This is a genomic window from Nocardiopsis sp. MG754419 (genome assembly GCF_018207095.1).
Taxonomy (GTDB): domain Bacteria; phylum Actinomycetota; class Actinomycetes; order Streptosporangiales; family Streptosporangiaceae; genus Nocardiopsis.
This window is the reverse complement of the sequence record NZ_QOCZ01000095.1, coordinates 1-22,191: the sequence shown is the minus strand read 5'-3', so window position 1 is coordinate 22,191 and position 22,191 is coordinate 1. Positions and strand designations below refer to the sequence as shown.

Here is a 22,191-nt window from a genome sequence, read left to right as displayed (position 1 = left end):
CCGCCCGGTGGTCACTACGGCGGCCCGCCCCCCATGGGTCCGCACGGTGGACCCTACGGAGGCCCTCCCCCGCAGAAGAAGACCTCGCCCTGGCTGTGGATCGGCCTGGGCTGCGGAGGACTCTTCGTGATCGGCGTCGTCCTGGTGGTGTTGCTGGTCTTCGTCTTCGGCGGGAACGACTCCGGCGACAACGGCGGCACGGCGACCGGCGGCTCCGAGAGCGGCGAGGAGTCCGGCCCGAGCGGTTCGAGCGACTCGGGTCTGGGACGGGAGACCCGGTCCAACCCGGAGATGCCCGGCCTCGGCGAGACGGTGGAGCACGACGGGCTGAACTTCACCGTCGTCGAGGTCGAGACCGGTGTGGGCCAGGTCGGCCGCTACGCCCCCGACGGCGAGCACGTCGTGGTGTGGGTGGAGGTCTCGCCCGCGGGTTCGGACCAGGGGACCTTCTGGCGCGACGAGCAGCACCTGTACACCTACGACGGTGAGGCGATCCAGGAGGACTACGAAGCCACGGGGGAGCACTCCGAGGACAGCATGTACATCGACGTGGGCGCGGGCGAGAGCCGCGTGACGTCGATCGTGTTCGACGTCGAGGACCCCGCGGAGATCTCCTACATGGGTCTCAGCTCCAGGACGCTGGGCGGGAACGAGATCGAGGTCGACGTCACGGGCTGACGTCGATCGGACGGGGCCGCCGGATCTTCTCCGGCGGCCCCGTCGTCTGTGCGCAGACATGAAATCGTCTCCCCGTGCGTGCTCACACTTGTTCGATCCTCCCAAGAATCATGGCCCCATTAAGGTTATAGATCCCTATACGACACGAATGAGCATTTGTTTCATCCGCCTGTATTGCGCATGTGGGGATGTCGGATATTGACCCGCCATTCGCCTCGTACTTAAGGTGCGGTCTCTACACGCAGGTCAGGTGCTCATCGAGGAGCGTGGGAACCATGCCGCACAATGTCCGGGCCGCACTCGTGCAGACCGAGTGGACCGGTGACACCGCCTCCATGCTGGACCTTCACGAGAGGTACGCGCGGGACGCCGCCGCGCAGGGAGCCCAGGTCATCGGGTTCCAGGAGGTGTTCAACGCGCCCTATTTCTGCCAGGTGCAGGAGGCCGAACACCACCGTTGGGCGGAGGCCGTCCCCGACGGTCCCACCGTCACCCGTTTCCAGGCGCTCGCCGCGGAACTGCAGATGGTGATGGTCCTGCCGGTGTTCGAGATCGACGGACCCGGCTTCCACTACAACACCGCCGCCGTCATCGACGCCGACGGGAGTTATCTCGGGAAATACCGCAAGCACCACATTCCGCAGGTGAAAGGGTTCTGGGAGAAGTACTACTTCCGTCCCGGCAACCTCGGCTGGCCGGTGTTCGACACCGCCGTCGGCCGCATCGGCGTCTACATCTGCTATGACCGGCACTTCCCCGAGGGATGGCGCGCCCTCGGACTGGCCGGCGCACAGCTGGTCTACAACCCGTCGGCGACCAGCCGGGGCCTCTCCGCCCACCTGTGGAAACTCGAACAGCCCGCCTCCGCGGTGGCCAACGCGTACTTCGTCGCCGCCATCAACCGGGTCGGCCGGGAGGAGTACGGCGACAACGACTTCTACGGCACCAGCTACTTCGTGGATCCGCGCGGGCAGTTCGTCGGCGACGTCGCCTCCGACACCAAGGCCGAGCTGGTGGTGCGCGACCTCGACCTGACCATGGTCGACGAGGTGCGACGGCAGTGGGCCTTCTACCGGGACCGCAGGCCCGACGCCTACGGGTCGCTGGCGGAGGGGTGAGGCCATGACCAGGACACTCATCAGGGGCGGTCTCGTCATCACCGCGGCGGAGGAGGTGGAGGCCGACGTCCTCGTGGAGGACGGCCGCGTGGCCGCCCTCGCGCTCCGCGGCAGTGACCCCGCGCGGACCTGGTCCGACGGCGACGCCGAGGTCATCGACGCCACCGGCCACTACGTCGTCCCGGGCGGGGTGGACGGCCACACCCACATGGAGATGCCGTTCGGCGGCACGTACGCGTCGGACACCTTCGAGACCGGCACCCGCGCGGCGGCGTGGGGCGGCACGACGACCATCGTCGACTTCGCCATCCAGCGGCCGGGCGAGTCCGTGCGCGCCGGGGTGGACGCGTGGATGGCCAAGGCCGACGGGGCCTGCGCGATCGACTACGCGTTCCACGCCATCCTGTCCGACGTCAACGCCTCCTCCCTGAAGGAGATGGACACGCTCGTGGACGAGGGTGTGACGTCGTTCAAGCTGTTCATGGCCTACCCGGGCGTGTTCTACAGCGACGACGGGCAGATCCTGCGGGCCATGCAGCGCGGCGCCGCCAACGGCGCGCTCACCATGATGCACGCCGAGAACGGCATCGCCATCGACGTGCTGGTCGAACAGGCCCTGGCCGAGGGCCGGACGGACCCCCGCCACCACGGCGAGGTCCGCAAGGCGCTGTTGGAGTCGGAGGCCACCCACCGCGCCATCCAGCTCGCCCGGGTGGCCGGGGCCCCGCTGTACGTGGTGCACGTGTCGGCGCACGAGGCCGTCGCCGAGCTCGCCCGCGCCCGGGACCTGGGTCTCAACGTCTTCGGTGAGACCTGTCCGCAGTACCTGTTCCTGTCGGTGGACCGGCTCGCCGAACCGGACTTCGAGGGCGCCAAGTACGTGTGCTCGACACCGTTGCGACCCGAGGAGCACCAGGCGCACCTGTGGCGGGCACTGCGCACCAACGACCTGTCCGTGGTCTCCACCGACCACTGCCCGTTCTGTTTCACCGGGCAGAAGGACCTGGGGGTGGGCGACTTCTCCAAGATCCCGAACGGCATGCCGGGTGTGGAGCACCGGATGGACCTGCTGCACCAGGCCGTGGTGGAGGGGCGCATCGGTCGCCGGCGGTGGATCGAGCTGGCCTGCGCCACCCCCGCCCGGATGTTCGGTCTGTACCCGAGGAAGGGCACCATCGCCCCGGGCGCCGACGCGGACCTGGTGGTGTACGACCCGAACGACGAACAGACCCTGTCCGCGCGGACCCACCACATGAACGTGGACTACTCCGCCTACGAGGGCACGAAGGTGACCGGCCGGGCCCGCACCGTCCTCTCCCGCGGCCGCGTGATCGTGGACCGCGGTTCCTACCTGGGGGCGCCCGGCGACGGCGCCTACGTGCCCAGGTCCACCTGTCAGTACCTGGTCTGAGGAGGACACATGGACATCGGACTGGTCCTCCAGACCGACCCGCCGGCCGACCTGTTGGTGGAGCGCATGGTGCGCGCCGAGGAGCGGGGGTTCACCCACGGGTGGACCTTCGACTCCGTGGTGCTGTGGCAGGAGCCCTTCGTCATCTACAGCCGGATCCTGGAGCGGACGGAGCGCCTGGTCGTCGGCCCCATGGTGACCAACCCGGGCACCCGCGCCTGGGAGGTGACGGCGTCGCTGTTCGCCACCCTGAACGACATGTACGGGAATCGGACCGTCTGCGGGATCGGCCGGGGCGACTCGGCCATGCGGGTGGCGGGGCGCAGACCCGCCACCCTGGCCCGCCTGGCTCAGGCCATGACCGCGATCAAGGACCTGGCGGAGGGGCGTGAGGCCGACGTGGACGGCGCGTCCCTGCGTATCCCGTGGGTGCGCGACGGCGCGCTGCCGATGTGGATGGGCGCCTACGGACCCAAGGCCCTGGACCTGGTGGGCCGGCGGGCCGACGGGTTCATCCTGCAGCTCGCCGACCCGTACCTGACGGAGTGGATGGTCAAGGCGGTGCGGGCGTCGGCGGTCGAGGCCGGACGGGATCCGGACGACGTGAAGGTGTGCGTGGCCGCGCCCGCCTACGTCACCGACGGTTCGGTCGAGGGCCGGGCCCACGCCCGGGAGCAGTGCCGCTGGTTCGGCGGCATGGTGGGCAACCACGTGGCCGACCTGGTCGCCCGCTACGGGGAGCACTCGGACATGGTGCCCCAGGAACTCACCGACTACATCAAGGCCCGCGAGGGTTACGACTACAGCCACCACGGCCGGGTCGACAACCCGGACACCGAGTTCGTGCCCGACGCCATCGTCGACCGGTTCTGTCTCATCGGGACCGCCGAGGAACACCTGGAGAAGATGGAGCGGCTGCGCGCCGCGGGCGTGGACCAGTTCGCGGTCTACGCGATGCACGACGACGTCGACGGTGTGATCGACGCCTACGGACGGGACATCATCCCGGCCGTGTCCTGAAACACGGCGTCAACACACCTGGCGCACACTGGCCGCGTGCACGCGCGAGCGCACGCGGGTGAACCGAGGGTTCCCGCGGGCCGGACCCCGACCCGTTCGGGGTCCGGCCCCCACCGAAGTACCGAGGCGTCACCGCACCTGTGGTGACGTGCGAAGATGGTCGATGGCCTGATACTGATCCGGATATTTCGGCTTTTCTCACAGGTCACCACCGTGCGAGCCCGCCGTCGTGCCCGTGCGGCCGCTCCCCGTCAGCACCACCGAAAAGGTGTCCAGTGTCCCAAGCGCCACCCAGACCAGAGACGACCACGCAGGTCACCCACCCCGACGGACGTGTGTCGCTGCCGGAGGGGACCACCCTGCCGGCCGGCCCCTTCGTCAACGACGACCTCCAGCCCGTGCCGCTGTCGCGGCGCACGTGGGGGTCCGGCAGCTTCTCCGCCCTGTGGGTGAGCATGTCGGTCAGCATTCCCGCGTGGACGCTGGCCAGTGGTCTGATCGCGGCAGGTCTGGACTGGCGTCAGGCGATGATCGCGGTCGTCCTGGGCAACCTCATCGTGCTCCTGCCGATGGTGCTGACCGGACACGCGGGTGCCAAGTACGGCATCCCCTTCCCGGTGTTCGCGCGCTCGTCGTTCGGTCTGCGCGGCGCGAACCTGCCCGCCCTGCTGCGCGGCGCGGTGGCGTGCGGTTGGTTCGGGATCCAGACGTGGGTCGGTGGCCAGGGCGTCTACGTGCTGGCCGGTCGCCTGTTCGGGGCGGGGTGGATCGACGCCGCGGAGGTCGGCGGCAATCCGTGGACGCTGTGGCTGTCCTTCGCCCTGTTCTGGCTGGTCCAGGTCGCCATCATCCTGTGGGGCATGGAGGGCGTGCGCAAGGTCCAGGTGTGGGCCGCTCCGCTCATGATCATCGGCGGCGTCGCCCTGCTGGTGTGGATGGCCTCCCAGGCCGGCGGTTTCGGGCCGATGCTCACCTCGGACCGCCCCCTCGACTGGGGACCCTCCTTCTGGGCGCTGTTCTTCCCGTCGCTGATGGGTGTCATCGGCTACTGGGCCACGCTGACCCTCAACATCAGTGACTTCACCCGATTCGCCTCCACCCAGCGGGCTCAGGTGGCGGGTCAGTCCCTGGGGCTGCCCACCACCATGACGCTGTTCTCACTGATCGCGGTGATGGTGACCGCGGGCACCGCCGCGGTCTACGGCGCACCGATCTGGAACCCGATCGACGTCGTGGACAGGATGGAGTCCGGCATCGGTCTGCTGTTCGCGATCTTCGTGGTGCTGCTGGCCACGGTCTCCACCAACGTGGCCGCCAACCTGGTCGGCCCCGCCTACGACCTGGCCAACCTCAAGCCGCAGTGGATCAGCTTCCGCACCGGCGCCCTCATCACCTGCTTCCTCGGGGTCCTCATCTTCCCCTGGAAGCTCTTGGAGGACGAGAACACCTACATCTTCGTGTGGTTGGGCACCGTCGGCGGCATCCTCGGGGCCGTGGCGGGCATCCTGCTGGCCGACTACTGGCTGCTGCGCCGGACCCGCATCAACCTGCCCGCCCTGTTCGACCGCGACGGCGAGTACTGGTACTCGGGGGGTTGGAACTGGCGCGCGCTGGTGGCCTTCGGCCTCGGTGCGCTGCTGTCCGTGGCCGGCCCACTGGCCGACTACGGCTGGGTCATCGGCCTCATCAGCGCGTTCGCCGTGCACTGGACGCTCGGCACCCTCGTCCCGGACGCGCGGATGAGCGCGGCCGACCGCGCGGCCGCGGAGGAGACCACGGGGACAGGGGCCGGCGAACCCCGCTGACACCCTCCCGCCCCAGGGGCGTCACATGGCGATCTCCGCCGTGTGGCGCCCCTCGTGCGTGCGGTCAGCTCTGGGGACGGAACACGGCTGCGCCGGGGGCACAGGCGTCCGGGCAGGGGACGACCCCATAGGTGCCGTCATCGTCGTAGTGAAGTTCCTCCCCCTGTTCGTAGGGGGGCTCCCAGTCGTCCTCGTCCATGATCCCGCTCTCAGCTCGACGGTCCACGATCAAGACGCGACATACGAGCGGGACGTTGGCCCGCACTCGATCACGAACAGGTACCGAGTACCGATCGGACTCGAAGACCCCCCGAGACCCCTCCTGACCTCGGGAGAGCCGACGGAACGGAGCGGAGCGGCCCCGACGCACCCCCTCCCGCGAACACGTTCCGTAGTCGCCCCGAGGGGTCGGCATCGGGCGCGTCACCGCGAAGACACGATTCACAAAACCGTCCAAATCATAGAAAACGAGGTAAACCGCCCCTGAAGAGCGGGCGTCTACTCGTCATCCAGGGAGGCTCTTCTCTGTCACCGGGACCCACTTCACTCACCCTGTGTGACGCTCCGTTCCGGGAACGACCTCCCCTTCCGTACAGCACATCGGAGCCCCCCTCTCTCTCGACGCATCTCTCGGGCAGGGGACGGCGCACCACACAGTCCTTGGGAGACGACCTTGCCCGTGACACCATCGACGAGCGCGAGCACCCGTACCGCCGCGCGAACGGTCGCCGTGGTCCTGGCCGGCGGAAGCGGCCAGCGGATCGGCCTCGCCACCCCCAAGCAGCTGCTCAAGATCGCCGGGAAGAGCATCCTGGAGCACACCCTCGACATCTTCGAGCGCTCCACCTCGGTCGACGAGGTGATCGTGATGATGAACCCCGGGTTCGTCTCCGACGCCGAGGCGATCGTGAGGAAGGCGGGTCTGTCGAAGGTCTCCCGGGTGCTGCCCGGGGGCACGTCCCGTAACGCCACCACGCAGCTGGCCCTGGACGCGCTCGCGCACTACTCCGCGGCCGACACCAACGTGCTCTTCCACGACGCCGTCCGGCCCATGCTCTCCCAGCGGGTCATCGACGACTGCGTGACCGCGCTCGGGACCTACGACGCCGTCGACGTGGCCATTCCGTCCTCGGACACCATCATCGAGGTGGACGACGACATCATCACCGACGTCCCCACCCGTTCCCGCCTGCGCCGCGGCCAGACCCCCCAGGCCTTCCGGATGGCCACCATCCGCGACGCCTACGCCAAGGCCTGGAACGACCCCCGTTTCGAGGCCACCGACGACTGCAGCGTCGTTCTGCGCTACCTCCCCGAGGTCCCCATCCACGTCGTGGCGGGTGAGGAGCAGAACATGAAGGTCACCCAACCGGTCGACATCTTCATCGCCGACAAGCTCTTCCAGCTCGCGACCTCCTCCACCCCCGAGTTCACCGAACTGGACTACACGGAACGCCTCGCCGGCAAGACCGTCGTCGTCTTCGGCGGCAGCTACGGGATCGGCGCCGAGGTCGCCGACCTCACCGAGAAGCACGGGGCACGGGTCTTCCGCTACTCCCGCAGCGCCACCCGCACCGACGTGGCCGACCCCGAGGACATCGCCGCCGCGTTGGAACAGGCCCACTCGGCGACCGGGCGCGTGGACCACGTGGTCAACACCGCCGGCGTCCTGCGGATCGGTCGTCTGGACCGGACCAGCACCGCGGAGATCGAGGAGGCCCTCAAGGTCAACTACCTGGCCCCGGTCAACATCGCCCGGGCCGCCTTCCCCTACCTGTCCCAGACCGGTGGGCAGCTGTTGTTGTACACCTCGAGCTCCTACACCCGCGGGCGCGGGGAGTACAGCCTGTACTCCTCCAGCAAGGCGGCCACCGTCAACCTCACCCAGGCGCTCGCCGACGAGTGGTCCGAGGACGGTGTCCGGATCAACTGCATCAACCCCGAGCGCACGCAGACCCCCATGCGGACCAAGGCCTTCGGAGAGGAACCCTCCGGGACCCTGCTCAGCGCCGACAAGGTGGCCCGCACCTCGGTCGACGTCCTGCTCTCCGACCTGACCGGTCACGTCATCGACGTACGCCGCGAGGACCTGCGCGCCCTCTCCGTGGAGATCCCCGGCCTGGAAGTGGAGGCCGCCAAGTGAGCCTGCCCGACACCCGCAAGCGCGCCACCCTCATCGGCACCGCCCTGCTCGGAACGACCTACCTGTTGATGCTGGTGGGCGTCGCCACCGGACAGTGGTGGATCTTCCTGGTCGGCATCGTCGGCGGCTACGCCATGGACGCGCTGCTGCTGCACCGCATGACGGCCTTCGCCAAGAGTCTCCAACAGGTGCGCCTGGGCATCACGCCCCGCACCCTGCTGCGCCAGCTCCTGGCCTTGGGCCTGCTGATCACCACCGCCGAGGCCACGTCCACCGGCATCGGGCTGATCCTGCTGACCTTCCTGGTGCTCTTCGGCCTCCAGTTGCTCTGCGGTGTCGTCGGACGTCGTCTGCGCACCCGCCGCCGTCTTCCCATCGCGACCCGCAACATCCCCCTGGAGTCCCTCCACATCCCCGACAGCCCGCCCATGCCGTTCGTCCGCGAACCCATGAGCCGTCTGCTGCCGCTCGACATCTTCCTCGTTCTCGGGGCCATCGGTTACGTCGTCTTCGGTGCTTTGTGGGCCGCGGTCGCCGGCGCGGTCATCACGACCCTGGTGACCGTGGTCGCGCTGGTCGTTTTCCTGTGGCACCTCCGTCGGGCCCGTGCCATCCCCCATGAGCAGGAGGTCATGGACTTCACCCAGGAGTGGTTGACCTCCTACCGGCCCGAGGTGGTCCTGTACTTCTCCGGTTCCTCCGACTCCGCGTACCAGGTCGACATGTGGTTGGAGACCCTGGACCGGATGCCCCGACGCTCGATCATCGTGCTGCGGGAACGGACCATCGCCGCGCAGCTCGCACCGACCCGCGTCCCGGTCCTGTGCGTTCCGAGCGCCACCAACCTGATGGCGCTCGACTTCGACCCGGCGCGTGTGGCCCTGTACCCGGCGAACACCGGCAAGAACATCCACATGCTGCGCAACCCCCGGTTGAAGCACGTGTTCATCGGACACGGCGACAGCGACAAGATCGCCAGCGTCAACCCCTTCAGCAAGGTCTACGACGAGGTGTGGACGGCCGGGCGCGCCGGGCGCGACCGGTACGCCCGAGCCCGGGTCGGGGTCCGGGAGGACGAGATCGTGGAGGTGGGACGCCCCCAACTCGACGAGATCCGCACCGACACCGCACCCAACTCCGTGCGGACCGTTCTGTACGCCCCGACCTGGGAGGGGTGGACCGACGACCCCGGCAACACGTCGCTCATCGAGGCCGGTCCCACGCTCATCGCGAAGCTGCTCGACGGGGACCTGAAGGTACGGGTCCTGTACAAGCCCCACCCCTTCACCGGAATCCGGTCGGCGGCGGCCCGAGCCGCGCACAAGCGGATCGTGGCACTCCTCGGCGGGGCGAACCAGGGCACGAAGCGCCGCGAGGACCGGGAGCGACGGCTGGCCGAACTCGAGAAGCGCCTCGCCGCCTTCGACAACGACACCGGCGCCCGGGACGAGGCGCACTACTCACGCGAGGAGGGCAGGGCGCTCCCCGAGACGATCGCGGAGATGAAGGCGTTGTCCACGGAATGGCACCGCGTGTACTGGGACGGCCACGCCGATGACGAACACCTCGTCGTCCAGGGCCCCCGGCCGACGCTGTACTCCTGTTTCAACCAGGCCGACCTGCTCATCAGCGACATCTCCAGTGTGGTCGCCGACTTCGTCGCCACGGAGAAGCCGTACGCGATCACCAACTGCGAGGGCATCACGCACGCGGAGTTCCAGGACCGGCACCCGACGTCCTCCGCCGCCTACATGCTCTCTCCCGACGGTGAGGGCCTCGACGCCGCCCTGGACGCCGTCCATCTCGCCGAGGCGGACCGGCTGGCGTCGGAGCGGACCGAGCTCCGGAGCTACCTCCTGGGCGGCCCCGAGTCCCAGTCGCGCTTCAACGCGGCCGTCGACGACCTGTACGAGCGCGGATCGCTCCTGCACCCGCTCTCGCCCTGGGGACTCCCGGACACCGACCCCCTGGCACCCCACCTCTCCTGACCTGGCTCCCGCGGACAGCGGTGCACCACGGGCGCCTCGCGTGGTGCACCCGTCCCCTTCGATCGAAAGCCTCACCATGAAACGTGTACTCCTGCGCTCCAAGAAGGACCCCTTCGCGATCGTCGGCCCGGGAGCGGCCATCGAGAGCAACGTCTTCGGCAACAACGCGGGCAACCTGATCTTCAGCCAGGCCTCCCACAAAACGCTCCAGACCTCCTCCACGGAGGTCGTCGCCAACGGCTTTCGGGCCGACGCCGCCGAGGCGGCACGCATCAACGACGAGTACGACGCCTTCGTCATCCCGCTCGCCAACGCCTTCCGGGTGTCCTTCATCGGGCATCTCAACGCGCTGAGCTCCCTCATCGAGAAGCTGACCATCCCGGTGGTCGTCCTCGGCGTGGGCGCGCAGTCCGACCTGGACTACGACCTCGACCGGATGAGCCGACTCGACGCCCCGGTCTCGCGGTTCGTCCGGGCGGTCCTGGAGCGGTCCGCCTCCATCGGTGTCCGCGGGGAGTTCACCGAGAAGTACCTCCACAGCCTGGGATTCAACGACGTCGAGGTCATCGGCTGCCCGTCGATGTTCATGTACGGCGACCACCTCGACGTCACCAAGGGCGTCGATCGGCTCGACGGCGACAGCGCCGTCGCCGTCAACGCCTCCCGCAGCGCTCTGGGGGCCGGTGACGTCGGCGGCATCGTCACCGCGAACTTCGAGCGTTACCCGAACATGCGCTACTTCGCCCAGGAGACGAAGGACCTGGAGTTGCTCTACTGGGGCGACCGGTCGGAGGTGGACGGCGCACGCAACCGCATGCCGTTGCACCGCACCCATCCCCTGTTCCGGGAGAACAAGGTGAGGGTCCACCTGGACCCGGCCACCTGGATCGACGACCTCCGCGACTTCGACTTCTCCTTCGGCACCCGCATCCACGGCAACATCACCGCGCTGCTCGCCGGTACCCCCGCCGTGGTGCTGTGCCACGACTCGCGCACCCTGGAACTGTGCCGCTACTTCGACATCCCGCACCGGCGGATCCGGCACCTGTCATCGGACACGGACGCCGCCGACCTGTACGCGGAGGCCGACTTCACGGCCATGCACGAGGGGCACGCCGAACGGTTCGCGCGCTTCACCGGGTTCCTGGAGAAGAACGGGCTGGAACACGTGCACAGCGCCGGTGAGGACGGCGGTGCGGCGTTCGAGGAGCGGGTGCGCACCACCGCCTATCCCCCGGGGGTGGACGCCTGGACCAGTGCCGAGGAGGGTGTCTCGGCCAGGATCGGTTGGCTGCGCCGCGACCACGCCGAGGCCGTGACCAAGGTGGCGGAACTGGGCAAGAGCGTCCGCACCCTGGAGAAGACCGCCGCGAGGGTCGACCGCCTGGAGAAGCGCCTCAAGAGCCTGGAGAAGGCGGCCGCGCAGACCCCCTATCGTCGGTTCCGCCGTTCCGTCGGTCGCGTCCTGCGCACACTCGGCCTGCGCCGCTGACGGACCCTCGTTCCTCCGGGGCCGCCACACGGGTCGGCGCCCCCGGAGGAACGCCGTCCGGACGGAACGGGGCAAGGGTGACCCAGAACACTCGTTTTCGCTGTTCAGGGCTACGCATTCACACAGATTTCATCTCGACTCGACAACAGGGGCCCTGACGTACACGGGGCACACCCGCCGGTTACAGATACTGGTGCGGCAGGGCCACTCCCTTGGCGCCACACACCATCCTCCGGGCGCATCGAGCCACCGTCTCCGGTCGGCCCCTGCCTTCATCTCCGTCGAGCCCGAGGCTGACCCGTGTCCGTTCCCGCCCACTCGCGTGTCACCGACGTCGTCGCGACGCCCGTGACCGCTCCGACGCGCGCCCGCCGGCGCTCCGACATCGAAGGGCTGCGCGCCGTCGCCGCCCTGCTGATCGCCGTCTACCACATCTGGTTCGGCACGGTCTCCGGTGGCGTCGACGTGTTCCTGCTGCTCACCGGCTTCCTCATCACCGGGTCCCTGGTCCGGGCGATGGAACGCGACGGGCGCATCGCCTTCGGGGCGTTCTGGACGAAGCTGGTCAAGCGGCTGTTCCCGGCGGGGGCCGTCGTCCTCGGCGCCGTCCTGGCGATGACGTACCTTTTCTTCCCGCGTTCGCAGTGGACGACGGTCATCGAGGACGTGCGCGCCGCCGCGCTGTACTACGGGAACTGGCACCTGGCACTGGACTCGGTCGACTACATGGCCGACAACGCCGCGGCCAGCCCCGTACAGCACTTCTGGTCGTTGGCGGTGCAGGGCCAGTTCTACCTGGTGTGGCCGGTGGTCATCACCGCCGCCGGGTTGATCGCCGTTCGGCTGGGGACGCGGATCCGCCGGGCCGCCCTGGTCGCCGTGGGCACGGTGTTCGCCGCCTCCCTGGTGTACTCGCTGTGGATCACCGCGACCGCACCGGTCTGGGCCTACTTCGACACCGGCGCGCGCCTGTGGGAACCGGCGCTCGGCGGTGTGCTCGCGTTGGTGGTGCACCGGGTGAACCTGCCCGGCCCCGTGCGTCTGGTCGCCGGGTGGGTCGGTCTGGTCGCCCTGGTGCTCTGTGGTCTCGTCATCGGCGACGCGCTCCCCTACCCGGGGTACGCCTCACTGTGGCCGACCACCGCCGCGCTGCTCATCATCCTGGCGGGCGCGGGGACGACCGAGAACGGGCGTCTGTCCGCCAACCGGCTGCTGGGGCTGCCTCCGTTGACCTGGTTGGGCGGGCACGCCTACACCCTGTTCCTGTGGCACTGGCCGGTCCTGATCGTCTACCTGGAGCTGACCGAGCGGGTCAGACCCTCCCTGACCGGTGGTCTCATGGTGCTGGGTGCCTCGTTCGCCGCGGCCCTGCTCACCAGCCGACTCGTCGACGGCGGCGTGGCACGTGCGACGCGCCGTCTCCGCGCACCGAGCTGGTCGTTGGCGGCCGGCGTCCTCTTCGTCATCCCCGTCCTGGTGGCCGCCTCCCTGTGGAGCGAGTCCATCGAACGTGATCGACAACTGCGTCTAGAGCTCAGCTCCAACCCCCTCGCCTACCCCGGCGCCACCGTGCACCTGAACCCGGAGATGGCCGCCGGCCTGCCCGAACTGCCGATCTACCCCGACACCACCACGGTGGCCCGGGACACCGTGGACCAGACCCGGGAGTGCAACGCCCTGGCCGACGACACCACGGTGGTCACGTGCGCGTTCGGCGACCCGGACTCGGACTACACGATCGTCATGGTGGGCAGCTCGCACGTACGGCACTGGTTCCAGGCGATGCGCACGCTCGCCGACCAGCACGGCTGGCGGTTGGTGACGATGACCAAGAACGCCTGCCAGTTCAGCTCCGAGGAGCAGGAGTATCGGGGTCTCGTCTACACCGAGTGCTCGGACTGGAACGAGCAGGTCATGGACGAGCTGGCGGAAATGGCCCCCGAGGCCGTGTTCACGCTGGCCTCGCTCACCGACCGCGAGGTCGGCGAGCACGTGCCCGACGGCTTCGTGCACCAGTGGCAGCGGCTCGACCTCATGGGCATCGACGTGATCGCGATCCGGGACACGCCCCGTTTCGACTTCCGGGTCCCGGACTGCACCGACCGCAACGACCGTGACGAGTGCTCGTCGCCCCAGGCCGAATCGATGGCCGTGGAGCCGCCCTTCCGGCACCTGGCGAACGTCCCGCACAACACCCGGTTCCTGGACATGACCGACTACCTGTGCGAGGACGGGACCTGCCACGGCGTGATCGGCAACCAGCTGGTCTTCTACGACACCAACCACCTGTCGTACGCGTTCTCGCAGTCCCTGGCGGTGGTGATGGAGCCACAGCTGCTGGACGCCGTGGGGCAGGCCGTGCCCACGAGCGAACCCACCCTGTTCGAGGCCGCGATGACGCTCCAGGAGGGCGAGCACTCCTAGGGCGCGCTCCTCGGGTCCTGGACCGAGGCTCGGGCCCGTGCTCGGGCACCCGGTGCCGGCGAGGCGCGGACCTCGGCGACCTGAGGTGGCCCGCCCTCCGAGGTCGAGGCCGGGCTCAGCGGAGGCCGACCGTCGCGGTTCGTGCCGGTACCGCTCCGAGGATGGAGCCGTCGTCGCGATCGACCGCGGCGCCGGGGACGGTCAGGCGAGGGTCCCCCGGCCGGCACGTCCGCACAGTTCGTACAGGTGCGCCGCCCAGTCGTCGTGGGACGGCGGATGGAAGTGGTTGCGTTCGCCCCAGGCCCGGCTCGGTTTGTGGAACCGACAGGCGCGCAGGTCCGTGAGGTCGCCGAACAGCCCGCTGCCCTCGAAGACCACGTTGCCCTGGTCCCAGCCCACGCCGAAGTCGGTGAGGACCAGGGACGGCACGCGGGCCGCGATCGCCTCCAGGATGGGCACGGAACCGAGCGCCGCCACCCCGCGGGCCCGGTCCAGACGGTCCCGCAACGGGCCCGTCTCCACGGTCAGCGCGGTCCGCGGCACACCTGCGGAGGCCACCAGGGCGGCCAGGACCTCGATGAGCTCGGGGTGGCCCTCCTCGCCGATGTGCAGGACCACGTCCAGGTCGGGACGGTCGGCCGCGAGTCGGGCCAGGGCCAAGAGCAGGGCCTCGCATCCCAGGGTCCCGGCGGGCAGTCCGGGCCGGGCGGCGAACACCACCCGGTCGCGGGGGCCGCCGGTGTAGGGATCATCGCGGTCCGGGTACAGGCCGGCCAGGCCCACCCGGCCCTTGAGACCGAGCTTCTCCCCCAGGACCGTGTACTCGTCGACCTCGCGGTGGCTGTGCGCCACCAGCAGGTCCACCCGCGACCGGTGCAGCCACTCGCCCTCCGAGGCCGGCAGCCCCGGTACCGGCAGGGCGGACACGACCACCGGCCGGTAGCGACGCAGGAAGGGTCGGCTCGACCAGGACAGCGCCTCGATGTGCGGACCCGAGCAGTTCAACAGCACCGCGTCGGGACGTCGACGCCGGATGAGCTTGCGCACCTGGCCCGCGGTGAGCAGCGGAATGCGCCGCCCCGCGTGCCGGGTGCCTTCGAGCGCGGCCCGGATCCGGTCCGGAGAGGGGGTGTCGGCCGAGCGCAACACCGCCAGGCCCATGGCACCTCCCGCATCGGGGAGGTCGCCGAGCATCATGGCCGACATACGGGCGCGGGGAGCGGAGTCGGCGATCGCCAGGACCGCGGGGGCACCGCCGGGGGCCCGACTCCAGGTGGGAACAAGGGACACGGGGGTCGTTTCCTGGGAGGAGCTCGCTGGACGTTTCCAGGGTACACACGCCACGTCATCGTGCGGGCACGCTCTGGAGGACGGGTGCACCGCAACGCCGACGGCGGCCGAACACCGACCGAAGCGCGGCGGTGGCCCCGAGCGCCTCCGACTTCGGACACCGGCGGACCGTGCCTCCGGAGAACCCCGCGAGACACCGCGGGTGGGATGGCGAGGAACGCACCATCCCACCGAAGGCCCCGGGTGACCCCTACACGCCCTTCCACACGGGTGCGCGCTTCTCGGCGAAGGCCATCGCACCCTCCATGGCGTCCTGGCTGACGAACACCGGGCCGGCCAGCTCGTCCTGCCGGTCCCACATCTGGTCGGTGGACCAGTCGTCCGAGGCCTGGATGATCTCCTTGGAGACCTTGAGCGCCAAGGGCCCGTTGGGGGTGACACGGGCGGCCAGGGCCTTGGCCCCCTCCAGGGCGCCACCGCTCTCGGTGACCTTGTTGACCAGACCCAGTTCCGCGAGGCGACCGGCCTCGACGAAGTCACCGGTCAGGGCGAACTCCATCGCGATGTTGCGCGGGATGCGGTGCTGCAGGCGCAGCAGCCCGCCGGCGCCGGCGACCAGTCCGCGCTTGACCTCGGGGATGCCGAACCTGGCGTCCTCGGCGGCCACGACCAGGTCACAGGCGAGCACAGCCTCGAACCCGCCGGCCAGGGCGTACCCCTCGACGGCGGCGATGAGCGGCTTCCTCGGGCCGCGCCGGGCGAACCCGCCGAAGCCGCGGCCCTCGACCACCGGGACCTCGCCCTTCATGAAGGCCTTGAGGTCCATGCCCGCGCAGAAGGTACCGCCCGCACCGGTGATGATGCCGACGGCGACGTCGTCGCGGGAGTCGATGTCGTCGAGCGCCTCGGCGATCCGGGCCGCGACCGCCGCGTTGACGGCGTTCTTGGCCTCGGGCCGGTTGATGGTGATGACGGCGACGCCGTCCTCGGCCGTGGAGAGCACCTCGTCGGACACGGTGTCCTCCTACTTCGGGGGCATACGGAGGGCGCCGTCGATGCGGACGACCTCACCGTTGACGTAGCTGACCTCCACCAGGGTCCGGGCGAGCCGCGCGAACTCCGCGGCGGTGCCCAGGCGCTTGGGGAAGGGCACGGGGGCGGCCAGACGCTGTTTGAAGTCCTCCGATTCGGGACCCTCGCCGTAGATCGGCGTCTCCAGGATGCCGGGGGCGATGGTGTTGACGGTGACACCGACGGCGGCGAGGTCGCGCGCGGCCGGGAGGGTCATACCGATCACGCCGCCCTTGGAGGAGGAGTAGGCGATCTGACCGATCTGGCCCTCGATACCGGCCAGCGAGGCGGTGTTGAGGATGGAACCGCGCTCACCGTCCTCGTTGATCGGCTCCGTCCGGGCGATCGCGGCGGCGGAGAGGCGCAGCACGTTGAAGGTGCCGATGAGGTTGACCTGGATGACCTTCTGGTAGCTGTCCAGGTCGTGGGGGGTGCCGCTCCGGTCCACCGTGCGGGTGGCCCACCCGATGCCGGCGCAGGACACGGCGACGCGGAAGGGCTTGCCGGTGTCGACGGCCGCCTGGACCGCGGCCTGGACCTGGTCCTCCTGGGAGACGTCGGTGGCGACGAAGACGCCCCCGATCTCCTTGGCGATCGCTTCGCCGCGCTCGGCGTTCAGGTCGGCGACGACGACGGTGGCACCCGCGGAGGCGAGTTCCTTGGCGGTGGCCTCACCGAGGCCACTCGCGCCGCCCGAGACGAGGGCGGAGATTCCGTTGAGATCCATGAGCGGCACTCTACCGAGGATGTGACCCACGCACTAGAACCGGGTTCGGTTAAGCGTGGATCCCTGGTGACCGGGCACGGCGAAGGCCCGGCGCGAACACGACGCGGCACCCGCTCGGACGCGGCGCGGACACCGTGAGAGATCGCCGCGGCCCCGCACGGACGGGGCGAGGGGCGGGCGCCACCCGCGCGCGCCCGGTACGGACACCCCACGGCGCGACGGGCGCCCCGGTGCCCGCGCCCGTCCACGCGCGGAGACGTCCCCGGTCGGCGCGGCGGACGGTGCTCCCTCGGCGCGGCATCCGACGGGCGCACGGCGGGCCACCACCCACCACCCGGACGGGGACCGCCTCGCGTCGTGGGCACCGAGGGACGGGCCGGATCGCTCGTCCGCTCAACGCCGCTCGGGCGGACCCCCCAGGCGACGTTGGCGCAGGCCTCGACGGGACCGCGGCAGCACCTCCCGGGCCAGGTCGGCGGCGCCGATCACACCGGCCTCATTGCCCAGCGCGGCGGCGACCACCCGGGCCTCGGGACGGTAGCCGCGTCCGGTCAGGCCCTTGGCGAACGCGCGCCGCGCCGGGTCCAACAGCAGACCTCCGGCCTCCGACACACCCCCGCCGATCACGAACAGCTCCGGATCGAACGCGGCCGCCAGGTTGGCCAGACCGACCCCCAGCCAGGTGCCCGCGTCCTCCATCAACTCCCGGCAGGCCCGGTCGCCCTTGCGCGCCAACTCGCTCACCACCGGCCCGGTGATCAGGTCGGGATCGCCACCCACCTCCTGGCGCAGGGCCACGGCCACCGGCGACTCGGCCGAGACCAGCTCGCGGGCCTCCCTCGTGAGCGCGTTGCCGCTCGCGTACTGCTCCCAGCAGCCGCGGTTGCCGCATTCACACCGGTGGCCGCCCGGCACCACCGTCATGTGCCCGAACTCGCCGGCCAGCCCGTGACGTCCGCGGCGCAGACGCCCCTCGGTGATGACCGCACCGCCGATACCGGTGCCCAGGTTGACCACCACGACGTCGTCGACGCCCCGGGCCGCGCCCGCGCGCACCTCGGCCCACGCCGAGGCGTTGGCGTCGTTCTCCACCACGACGGGCAGCCCCAGACGCACCGACAGTGCGTCCCGGAGCGGCTCCTCCCGCCACGACAGGTGCGGGGCGAACAGGACGGTGGAGCGGCGCTCGTCGACGAATCCGGCGGCACCCACGCCCACGGCCCGCACCGGGTACTCCCGGCGCAGGTCCGACACGACCTCGACGATCGTGTCCTCCACCACCGAGGGGCTCTTGCTGCGTTCGGGGGTCTGGGTGCGCATCCTGGCCAGCACCCGCCCGCCCGGCGTCACCACCGCGGCGGCCACCTTGGTGCCGCCGATGTCCACCCCGATGGTCAGGGACCGCCCGTAGCGCACGTCCATCGTCATGACCGCTCCACTCCACCGATCCTGGACGGCCGCTCTCGGCGAGAGGGACCCGTCGACACACACGAGAACGCGCATCCGGGCCGCTCTGTGCCCGGATGCGCGTGAAAACCGGAGAAACCCCGGAGGAAAGGGGTCTGGGGCGGCCCCGGAACCCGTGCCGTGGAAGCACGGTGGGCGGCCCTCGATCCGGGCCCGCTCGGTGACCACGTGATGGTCGCCGACCGGCTCACGGCTCCTCGGTGCCACCGAGGAGCCCGCCCTGGGCCCCGTTCGTCGCACCGCCCACGGTGGTCTGCCGTGCGAACGCCGCCTCCGTCACAGCCCGGGAGGGGCCGGAGGCGGGATCGCGAGGAACGCGCCCTCCCACCGCGGGCCCCGAGGAGGACGACCTAACCGAGCGCGGAGCGCACCACACCGGCGAGCCGCTCGGCGACCGCGGTGGCCTGTGCCGGCTCCGGCGCCTCCACCATCACCCGGACCTTGGGTTCGGTCCCACTGGGCCGGATCAGCACACGGCCGGTGTCGCCCAGCTCGGTCTCGGCCTCGCGGACGGCCGCGGCCAACTCCTCGGACTCGGCGGCCCGGGACCGGTCCACGTCAGGAACGTTGATGAGCACCTGCGGCAGCCGGGTCATGACCTTGGCCAACTCGGCCAGGCCCTGCTTGTGGTGGGCCATCGCGGCCAGCAGGTGCAGGCCGGTGAGCAGACCGTCGCCGGTGGTGGCGTGGTCCAGCAGGATCACGTGGCCGGACTGCTCCCCGCCCAGACCGAACCCGCCGCGCTTCATCTCCTCCAGCACGTAGCGGTCGCCCACCGCGGTCTCCACCACGGTGACGCCCTCCCGCTCCATGGCGAGTTTGAGGCCCAGGTTGGACATGACCGTCACCACGAGGGTGTCCTCGGCCAGGCGGCCGGCCTCCTTGGCCTCGACCGCCAGGATCGCGAGGATCTGGTCCCCGTCGATGACCTCGCCGTCGGCGTCGATCGCCAGGCAGCGGTCGGCGTCGCCGTCGTTGGCGATGCCCGCGTCGGCGCCGTGCAGGCGGACGGCGTCCTGGAGCGCGCCCAGGCTGGTGGAGCCGCAGCCCTGGTTGATGTTGTGACCGTCGGGGGCGTCACCGATCACGATGACCTCGGCGCCCGCGCGGCGCAGCGCGTCGGGGGCGACCGTGCTGGCGGCTCCGTGAGCGCAGTCCATGACGACCTTCAGACCCTGGAGGCCGTGGGGAAGGGAGTCCAGGACGTGGCGGGTGTACAGCTCGGCCCCGTCGTGGGACTCGGTGACCCGGCCGACCGCCTCGCCCACGGCGGGGGTGGAGGGGACACCGAGCATGCCCTCGATCTCCTCCTCCAGGGCGTCCTCCAGCTTCTGGCCGCCCTGGGCGAAGAACTTGATGCCGTTGTCCGGCGCCGGGTTGTGGCTCGCGGAGAGCATGACACCGAAGTCGGCCTCCAGAGCTCCGGTGAGGTAGGCGACGGCGGGGGTGGGGAGCACGCCCACCTTGACGACGTCCACGCCGGTGCTGGCCAGGCCGGCCACGACGGCGGCCTCCAGGAACTCACCGGAGGCACGGGGATCACGGCCCACGACGGCCAGCGGCCGCCGGTCGCCTTCCGCGCGGGTGAGCACGCGCGCCGCCGCGATGGACAGTTCCAGGGTGAGCGAAGCGGTCAGGTCACGACCCGCGAGACCGCGTACACCGTCTGTTCCGAACAGCCGTGCCACAGGCGACAGCCCCTTTCGACAGCGGTGCCGGGGTTGCCCGGCACCGGTGGAGTTCAGCGTGGCGGAGAGCCACCGACAAAAACCGAAAGCCCGTACGCCGCCCCTGGTGCGGGGACGACGTACGGGCGGGAGCTCAGCCGAGCGGGCGCCGGCGCATGAGCATTAACGCTTGGAGAACTGCGGAGCCTTGCGCGCCTTCTTGAGACCGGCCTTCTTCCGCTCGACCTCACGGTCGTCACGGGTGAGGAAACCGGCCTTCTTCAGGGTCGGGCGGTTGTTCTCCGGGTCCAGGGAGGCGAGGGCACGGGCGATGCCGTGACGCAGGGCGCCGGCCTGGCCGCTGGTGCCGCCGCCGTCCAGACGGGCGAAGACGTCGTAGGCGCCCTCGAACCCGAGGGAGACGAAGGGGTCCTTGATGGTCTGCTGGTGGACCTTGTCCGGGAAGTAGACCTCAAGCGCCTTGCCGTTGATCTTCCACTCGCCGCCACCCGGGGCGATGCGGACGCGGGCCACGGCCTGCTTGCGACGACCGGTGCCGGCGCTCGGGCCGGAGGCGGTGGGGACGTAGGCGGCAGTCTGCTCGTCCGACTCGCTGGTGTACTCGGAGGGGAACTCCTCCGGGTTCTCGGCGAAGTCCTGAGCGACGTCTTCGATGCCGGTGGGCTCGACCACGGTTTACCTCGTGTTTCCTGTGAAAGTCTGCGAACGCCTACGCGGGCTGCTCGATCTTGGTGATTTCGAACGGCACCGGCTGCTGGGCCTGGTGCGGGTGCTCAGGACCGGCGTAGACCTTGAGCTTCTTGGCCATCTGACGGCCGAGGGAACCCTTGGGCAGCATTCCCTTGATGGCCTTCTCGATGGCCCGCTCGGGGTTCTTCTCCAGCAGGTCGGCGTAGGCGACCGAACGCAGACCGCCGGGGTAACCGGAGTGGCGGTAGGCGCGCTTCTGCTCGAGCTTCTTACCGGTGAGCGCGACCTTCTCGGCGTTCACGACGATGACGAAGTCGCCGGTGTCGATGTGGGGCGCGTAGTAGGCCTTGTGCTTACCCCGAAGCAGCGTGGCAACCTGGCTCGCCATACGCCCGAGCACGAGATCGGTAGCGTCGACAACGTGCCACTGACGCTGGACATCGGTGGGTTTGGGGCTGTATGTGCGCACGATCGTTTGCCTTCGCTCTTCAGTCGGCTGCCCCATCCCGAAAAAGGGATGGTGGACTCGTATTACGGAACACCCCAATGGGTGTGGGGCCGGGACAGCCCTCACTGGTGCGGGGCTGTTCCTTGGCCGGATGTCCCATGTCCAATCAGGACGACCCGGTCGTGAGTGCGCAGACGATGGTGCGTGGATCGGCACCCAACTTCGGGAGTTTTGGGGCCCACGGCAACTCAACGCACAACGACGAAATATCCTACCTGTCCACCCTAGCGCAGGTCAAAGCCGGCAGCGGGTCGAACCGATGGGATCGTCGTCTGGACGGAAAGCGCCGGGACTGGTTCACATCCGTGACCTCTCCGCCTTTTATTATGCCTGTCGTCGAGAGTGCTTCGTCCTGCCCCCGACCGCGGGTTGGCTACCCTGGCTCCGAAAGGCCGGTCTTCGCCCGGTACGACGGGCGAAGACGTGAACCCTGGAGACGCCCGTCACGGTCACCGACCCTACACGGACGCCACAAGCGCGGGTCACGGCGAACCGCGGAGCCAGTCCCACCCTCAGAGCCTTCGGAGACTCCCATCAGTACCCATCCGAACCCGCCTCACCACGGCCCCGACGGACGCCCCCTACCCCCGGACGGCGACGATCAGGACCTCCTGGGAGGACCCCCTCCTTCTGAGGGACGCCCCTCCCCCCAGGGTCCCGGTCCGCAGTAC

17 protein-coding genes are annotated in these 22,191 nt (G+C 69.9%); 9 read left to right on the top strand and 8 right to left on the bottom strand.

The annotated features are described in order from the left end of the window. The 5 genes from DSY14_RS17990 to DSY14_RS17970 form a co-directional block, all read left to right on the top strand. The coding region (locus DSY14_RS17990) for a DUF4352 domain-containing protein (RefSeq protein WP_211717743.1) at positions 1–678 on the top strand (678 nt) is incomplete at its 5' end. Positions 679–953: 275 nt separating this feature from the next. Beyond that, entirely contained in the window at positions 954–1,796 is an 843-nt protein-coding gene (locus DSY14_RS17985) for a nitrilase-related carbon-nitrogen hydrolase (protein ID WP_211717742.1), read from the top strand. Between the two features lie 4 nt (positions 1,797–1,800). Beyond that, a complete protein-coding gene (gene hydA, locus DSY14_RS17980) occupies positions 1,801–3,207 on the top strand; it encodes a dihydropyrimidinase (protein ID WP_211717741.1) in 1,407 nt (468 codons plus the stop codon). 9 nt (positions 3,208–3,216) lie between these two features. After that, complete coding sequence (locus DSY14_RS17975) at positions 3,217–4,227, top strand: TIGR03842 family LLM class F420-dependent oxidoreductase (RefSeq protein WP_211717740.1); 1,011 nt, start codon at positions 3,217–3,219, stop codon at positions 4,225–4,227. 275 nt (positions 4,228–4,502) lie between these two features. Continuing rightward, complete coding sequence (locus DSY14_RS17970; RefSeq protein ID WP_211717739.1) at positions 4,503–6,032, top strand: NCS1 family nucleobase:cation symporter-1; 1,530 nt, start codon at positions 4,503–4,505, stop codon at positions 6,030–6,032. Between the two features lie 64 nt (positions 6,033–6,096). Here the strand turns inward: DSY14_RS17970 and DSY14_RS17965 are convergent, their stop codons facing one another. Continuing rightward, positions 6,097–6,258 (bottom strand): hypothetical protein, encoded by a 162-nt coding sequence (locus tag DSY14_RS17965; RefSeq protein WP_211717745.1) that lies wholly within the window; start codon positions 6,256–6,258, stop codon positions 6,097–6,099. 453 nt (positions 6,259–6,711) lie between these two features. Between DSY14_RS17965 and DSY14_RS17960 the strand changes: the two genes are divergently transcribed. From DSY14_RS17960 to DSY14_RS17945, 4 genes are all read left to right on the top strand, one after another. Further along, positions 6,712–8,175, top strand: coding sequence for a bifunctional cytidylyltransferase/SDR family oxidoreductase (locus DSY14_RS17960; protein ID WP_307851263.1), 1,464 nt, complete (start codon positions 6,712–6,714; stop codon positions 8,173–8,175). After that, positions 8,172–10,163 (top strand): glycerophosphotransferase, encoded by a 1,992-nt coding sequence (locus DSY14_RS17955; RefSeq protein ID WP_211717738.1) that lies wholly within the window; start codon positions 8,172–8,174, stop codon positions 10,161–10,163. Before DSY14_RS17960 ends, DSY14_RS17955 begins: the two co-directional genes overlap by 4 nt. A gap of 76 nt (positions 10,164–10,239) precedes the next feature. Further along, on the top strand, positions 10,240–11,655 hold the full coding sequence (locus DSY14_RS17950) for a polysaccharide pyruvyl transferase family protein (protein ID WP_211717737.1): 1,416 nt from the start codon (positions 10,240–10,242) through the stop codon (positions 11,653–11,655). A 300-nt stretch (positions 11,656–11,955) separates the two neighbouring features. Then, the gene (locus tag DSY14_RS17945; protein ID WP_211717736.1) at positions 11,956–14,079 is read left to right on the top strand and encodes an acyltransferase family protein; all 2,124 of its coding nucleotides are present in this window, start codon (positions 11,956–11,958) and stop codon (positions 14,077–14,079) included. Positions 14,080–14,280: 201 nt separating this feature from the next. Here the strand turns inward: DSY14_RS17945 and DSY14_RS17940 are convergent, their stop codons facing one another. From DSY14_RS17940 to rplM, 7 genes are all read right to left on the bottom strand, one after another. Beyond that, positions 14,281–15,369 carry a DUF6716 putative glycosyltransferase gene (locus tag DSY14_RS17940; RefSeq protein ID WP_211717735.1) on the bottom strand — a complete coding sequence of 363 codons (1,089 nt, stop codon included), beginning with the start codon at positions 15,367–15,369 and terminating at the stop codon, positions 14,281–14,283. A 250-nt stretch (positions 15,370–15,619) separates the two neighbouring features. Next, a complete protein-coding gene (locus DSY14_RS17935; protein ID WP_211717734.1) occupies positions 15,620–16,384 on the bottom strand; it encodes a crotonase/enoyl-CoA hydratase family protein in 765 nt (254 codons plus the stop codon). 9 nt (positions 16,385–16,393) lie between these two features. After that, positions 16,394–17,167: an SDR family NAD(P)-dependent oxidoreductase gene (locus DSY14_RS17930; protein WP_211717733.1), complete on the bottom strand. Its 774-nt coding sequence runs from the start codon at positions 17,165–17,167 to the stop codon at positions 16,394–16,396. A gap of 393 nt (positions 17,168–17,560) precedes the next feature. Continuing rightward, positions 17,561–18,595, bottom strand: a complete 1,035-nt coding sequence (locus DSY14_RS17925) for an ROK family glucokinase (protein ID WP_211717732.1) — start codon at positions 18,593–18,595, stop codon at positions 17,561–17,563. A gap of 389 nt (positions 18,596–18,984) precedes the next feature. Beyond that, positions 18,985–20,322, bottom strand: coding sequence for a phosphoglucosamine mutase (gene glmM / locus DSY14_RS17920; RefSeq protein WP_211717731.1), 1,338 nt, complete (start codon positions 20,320–20,322; stop codon positions 18,985–18,987). Positions 20,323–20,484: 162 nt separating this feature from the next. Continuing rightward, positions 20,485–20,994, bottom strand: coding sequence for a 30S ribosomal protein S9 (rpsI, locus tag DSY14_RS17915; protein WP_211717730.1), 510 nt, complete (start codon positions 20,992–20,994; stop codon positions 20,485–20,487). A gap of 37 nt (positions 20,995–21,031) precedes the next feature. Next, entirely contained in the window at positions 21,032–21,481 is a 450-nt protein-coding gene (rplM, locus tag DSY14_RS17910; RefSeq protein ID WP_211717729.1) for a 50S ribosomal protein L13, read from the bottom strand. Between the last annotated feature and the right edge of the window lie 710 nt (positions 21,482–22,191).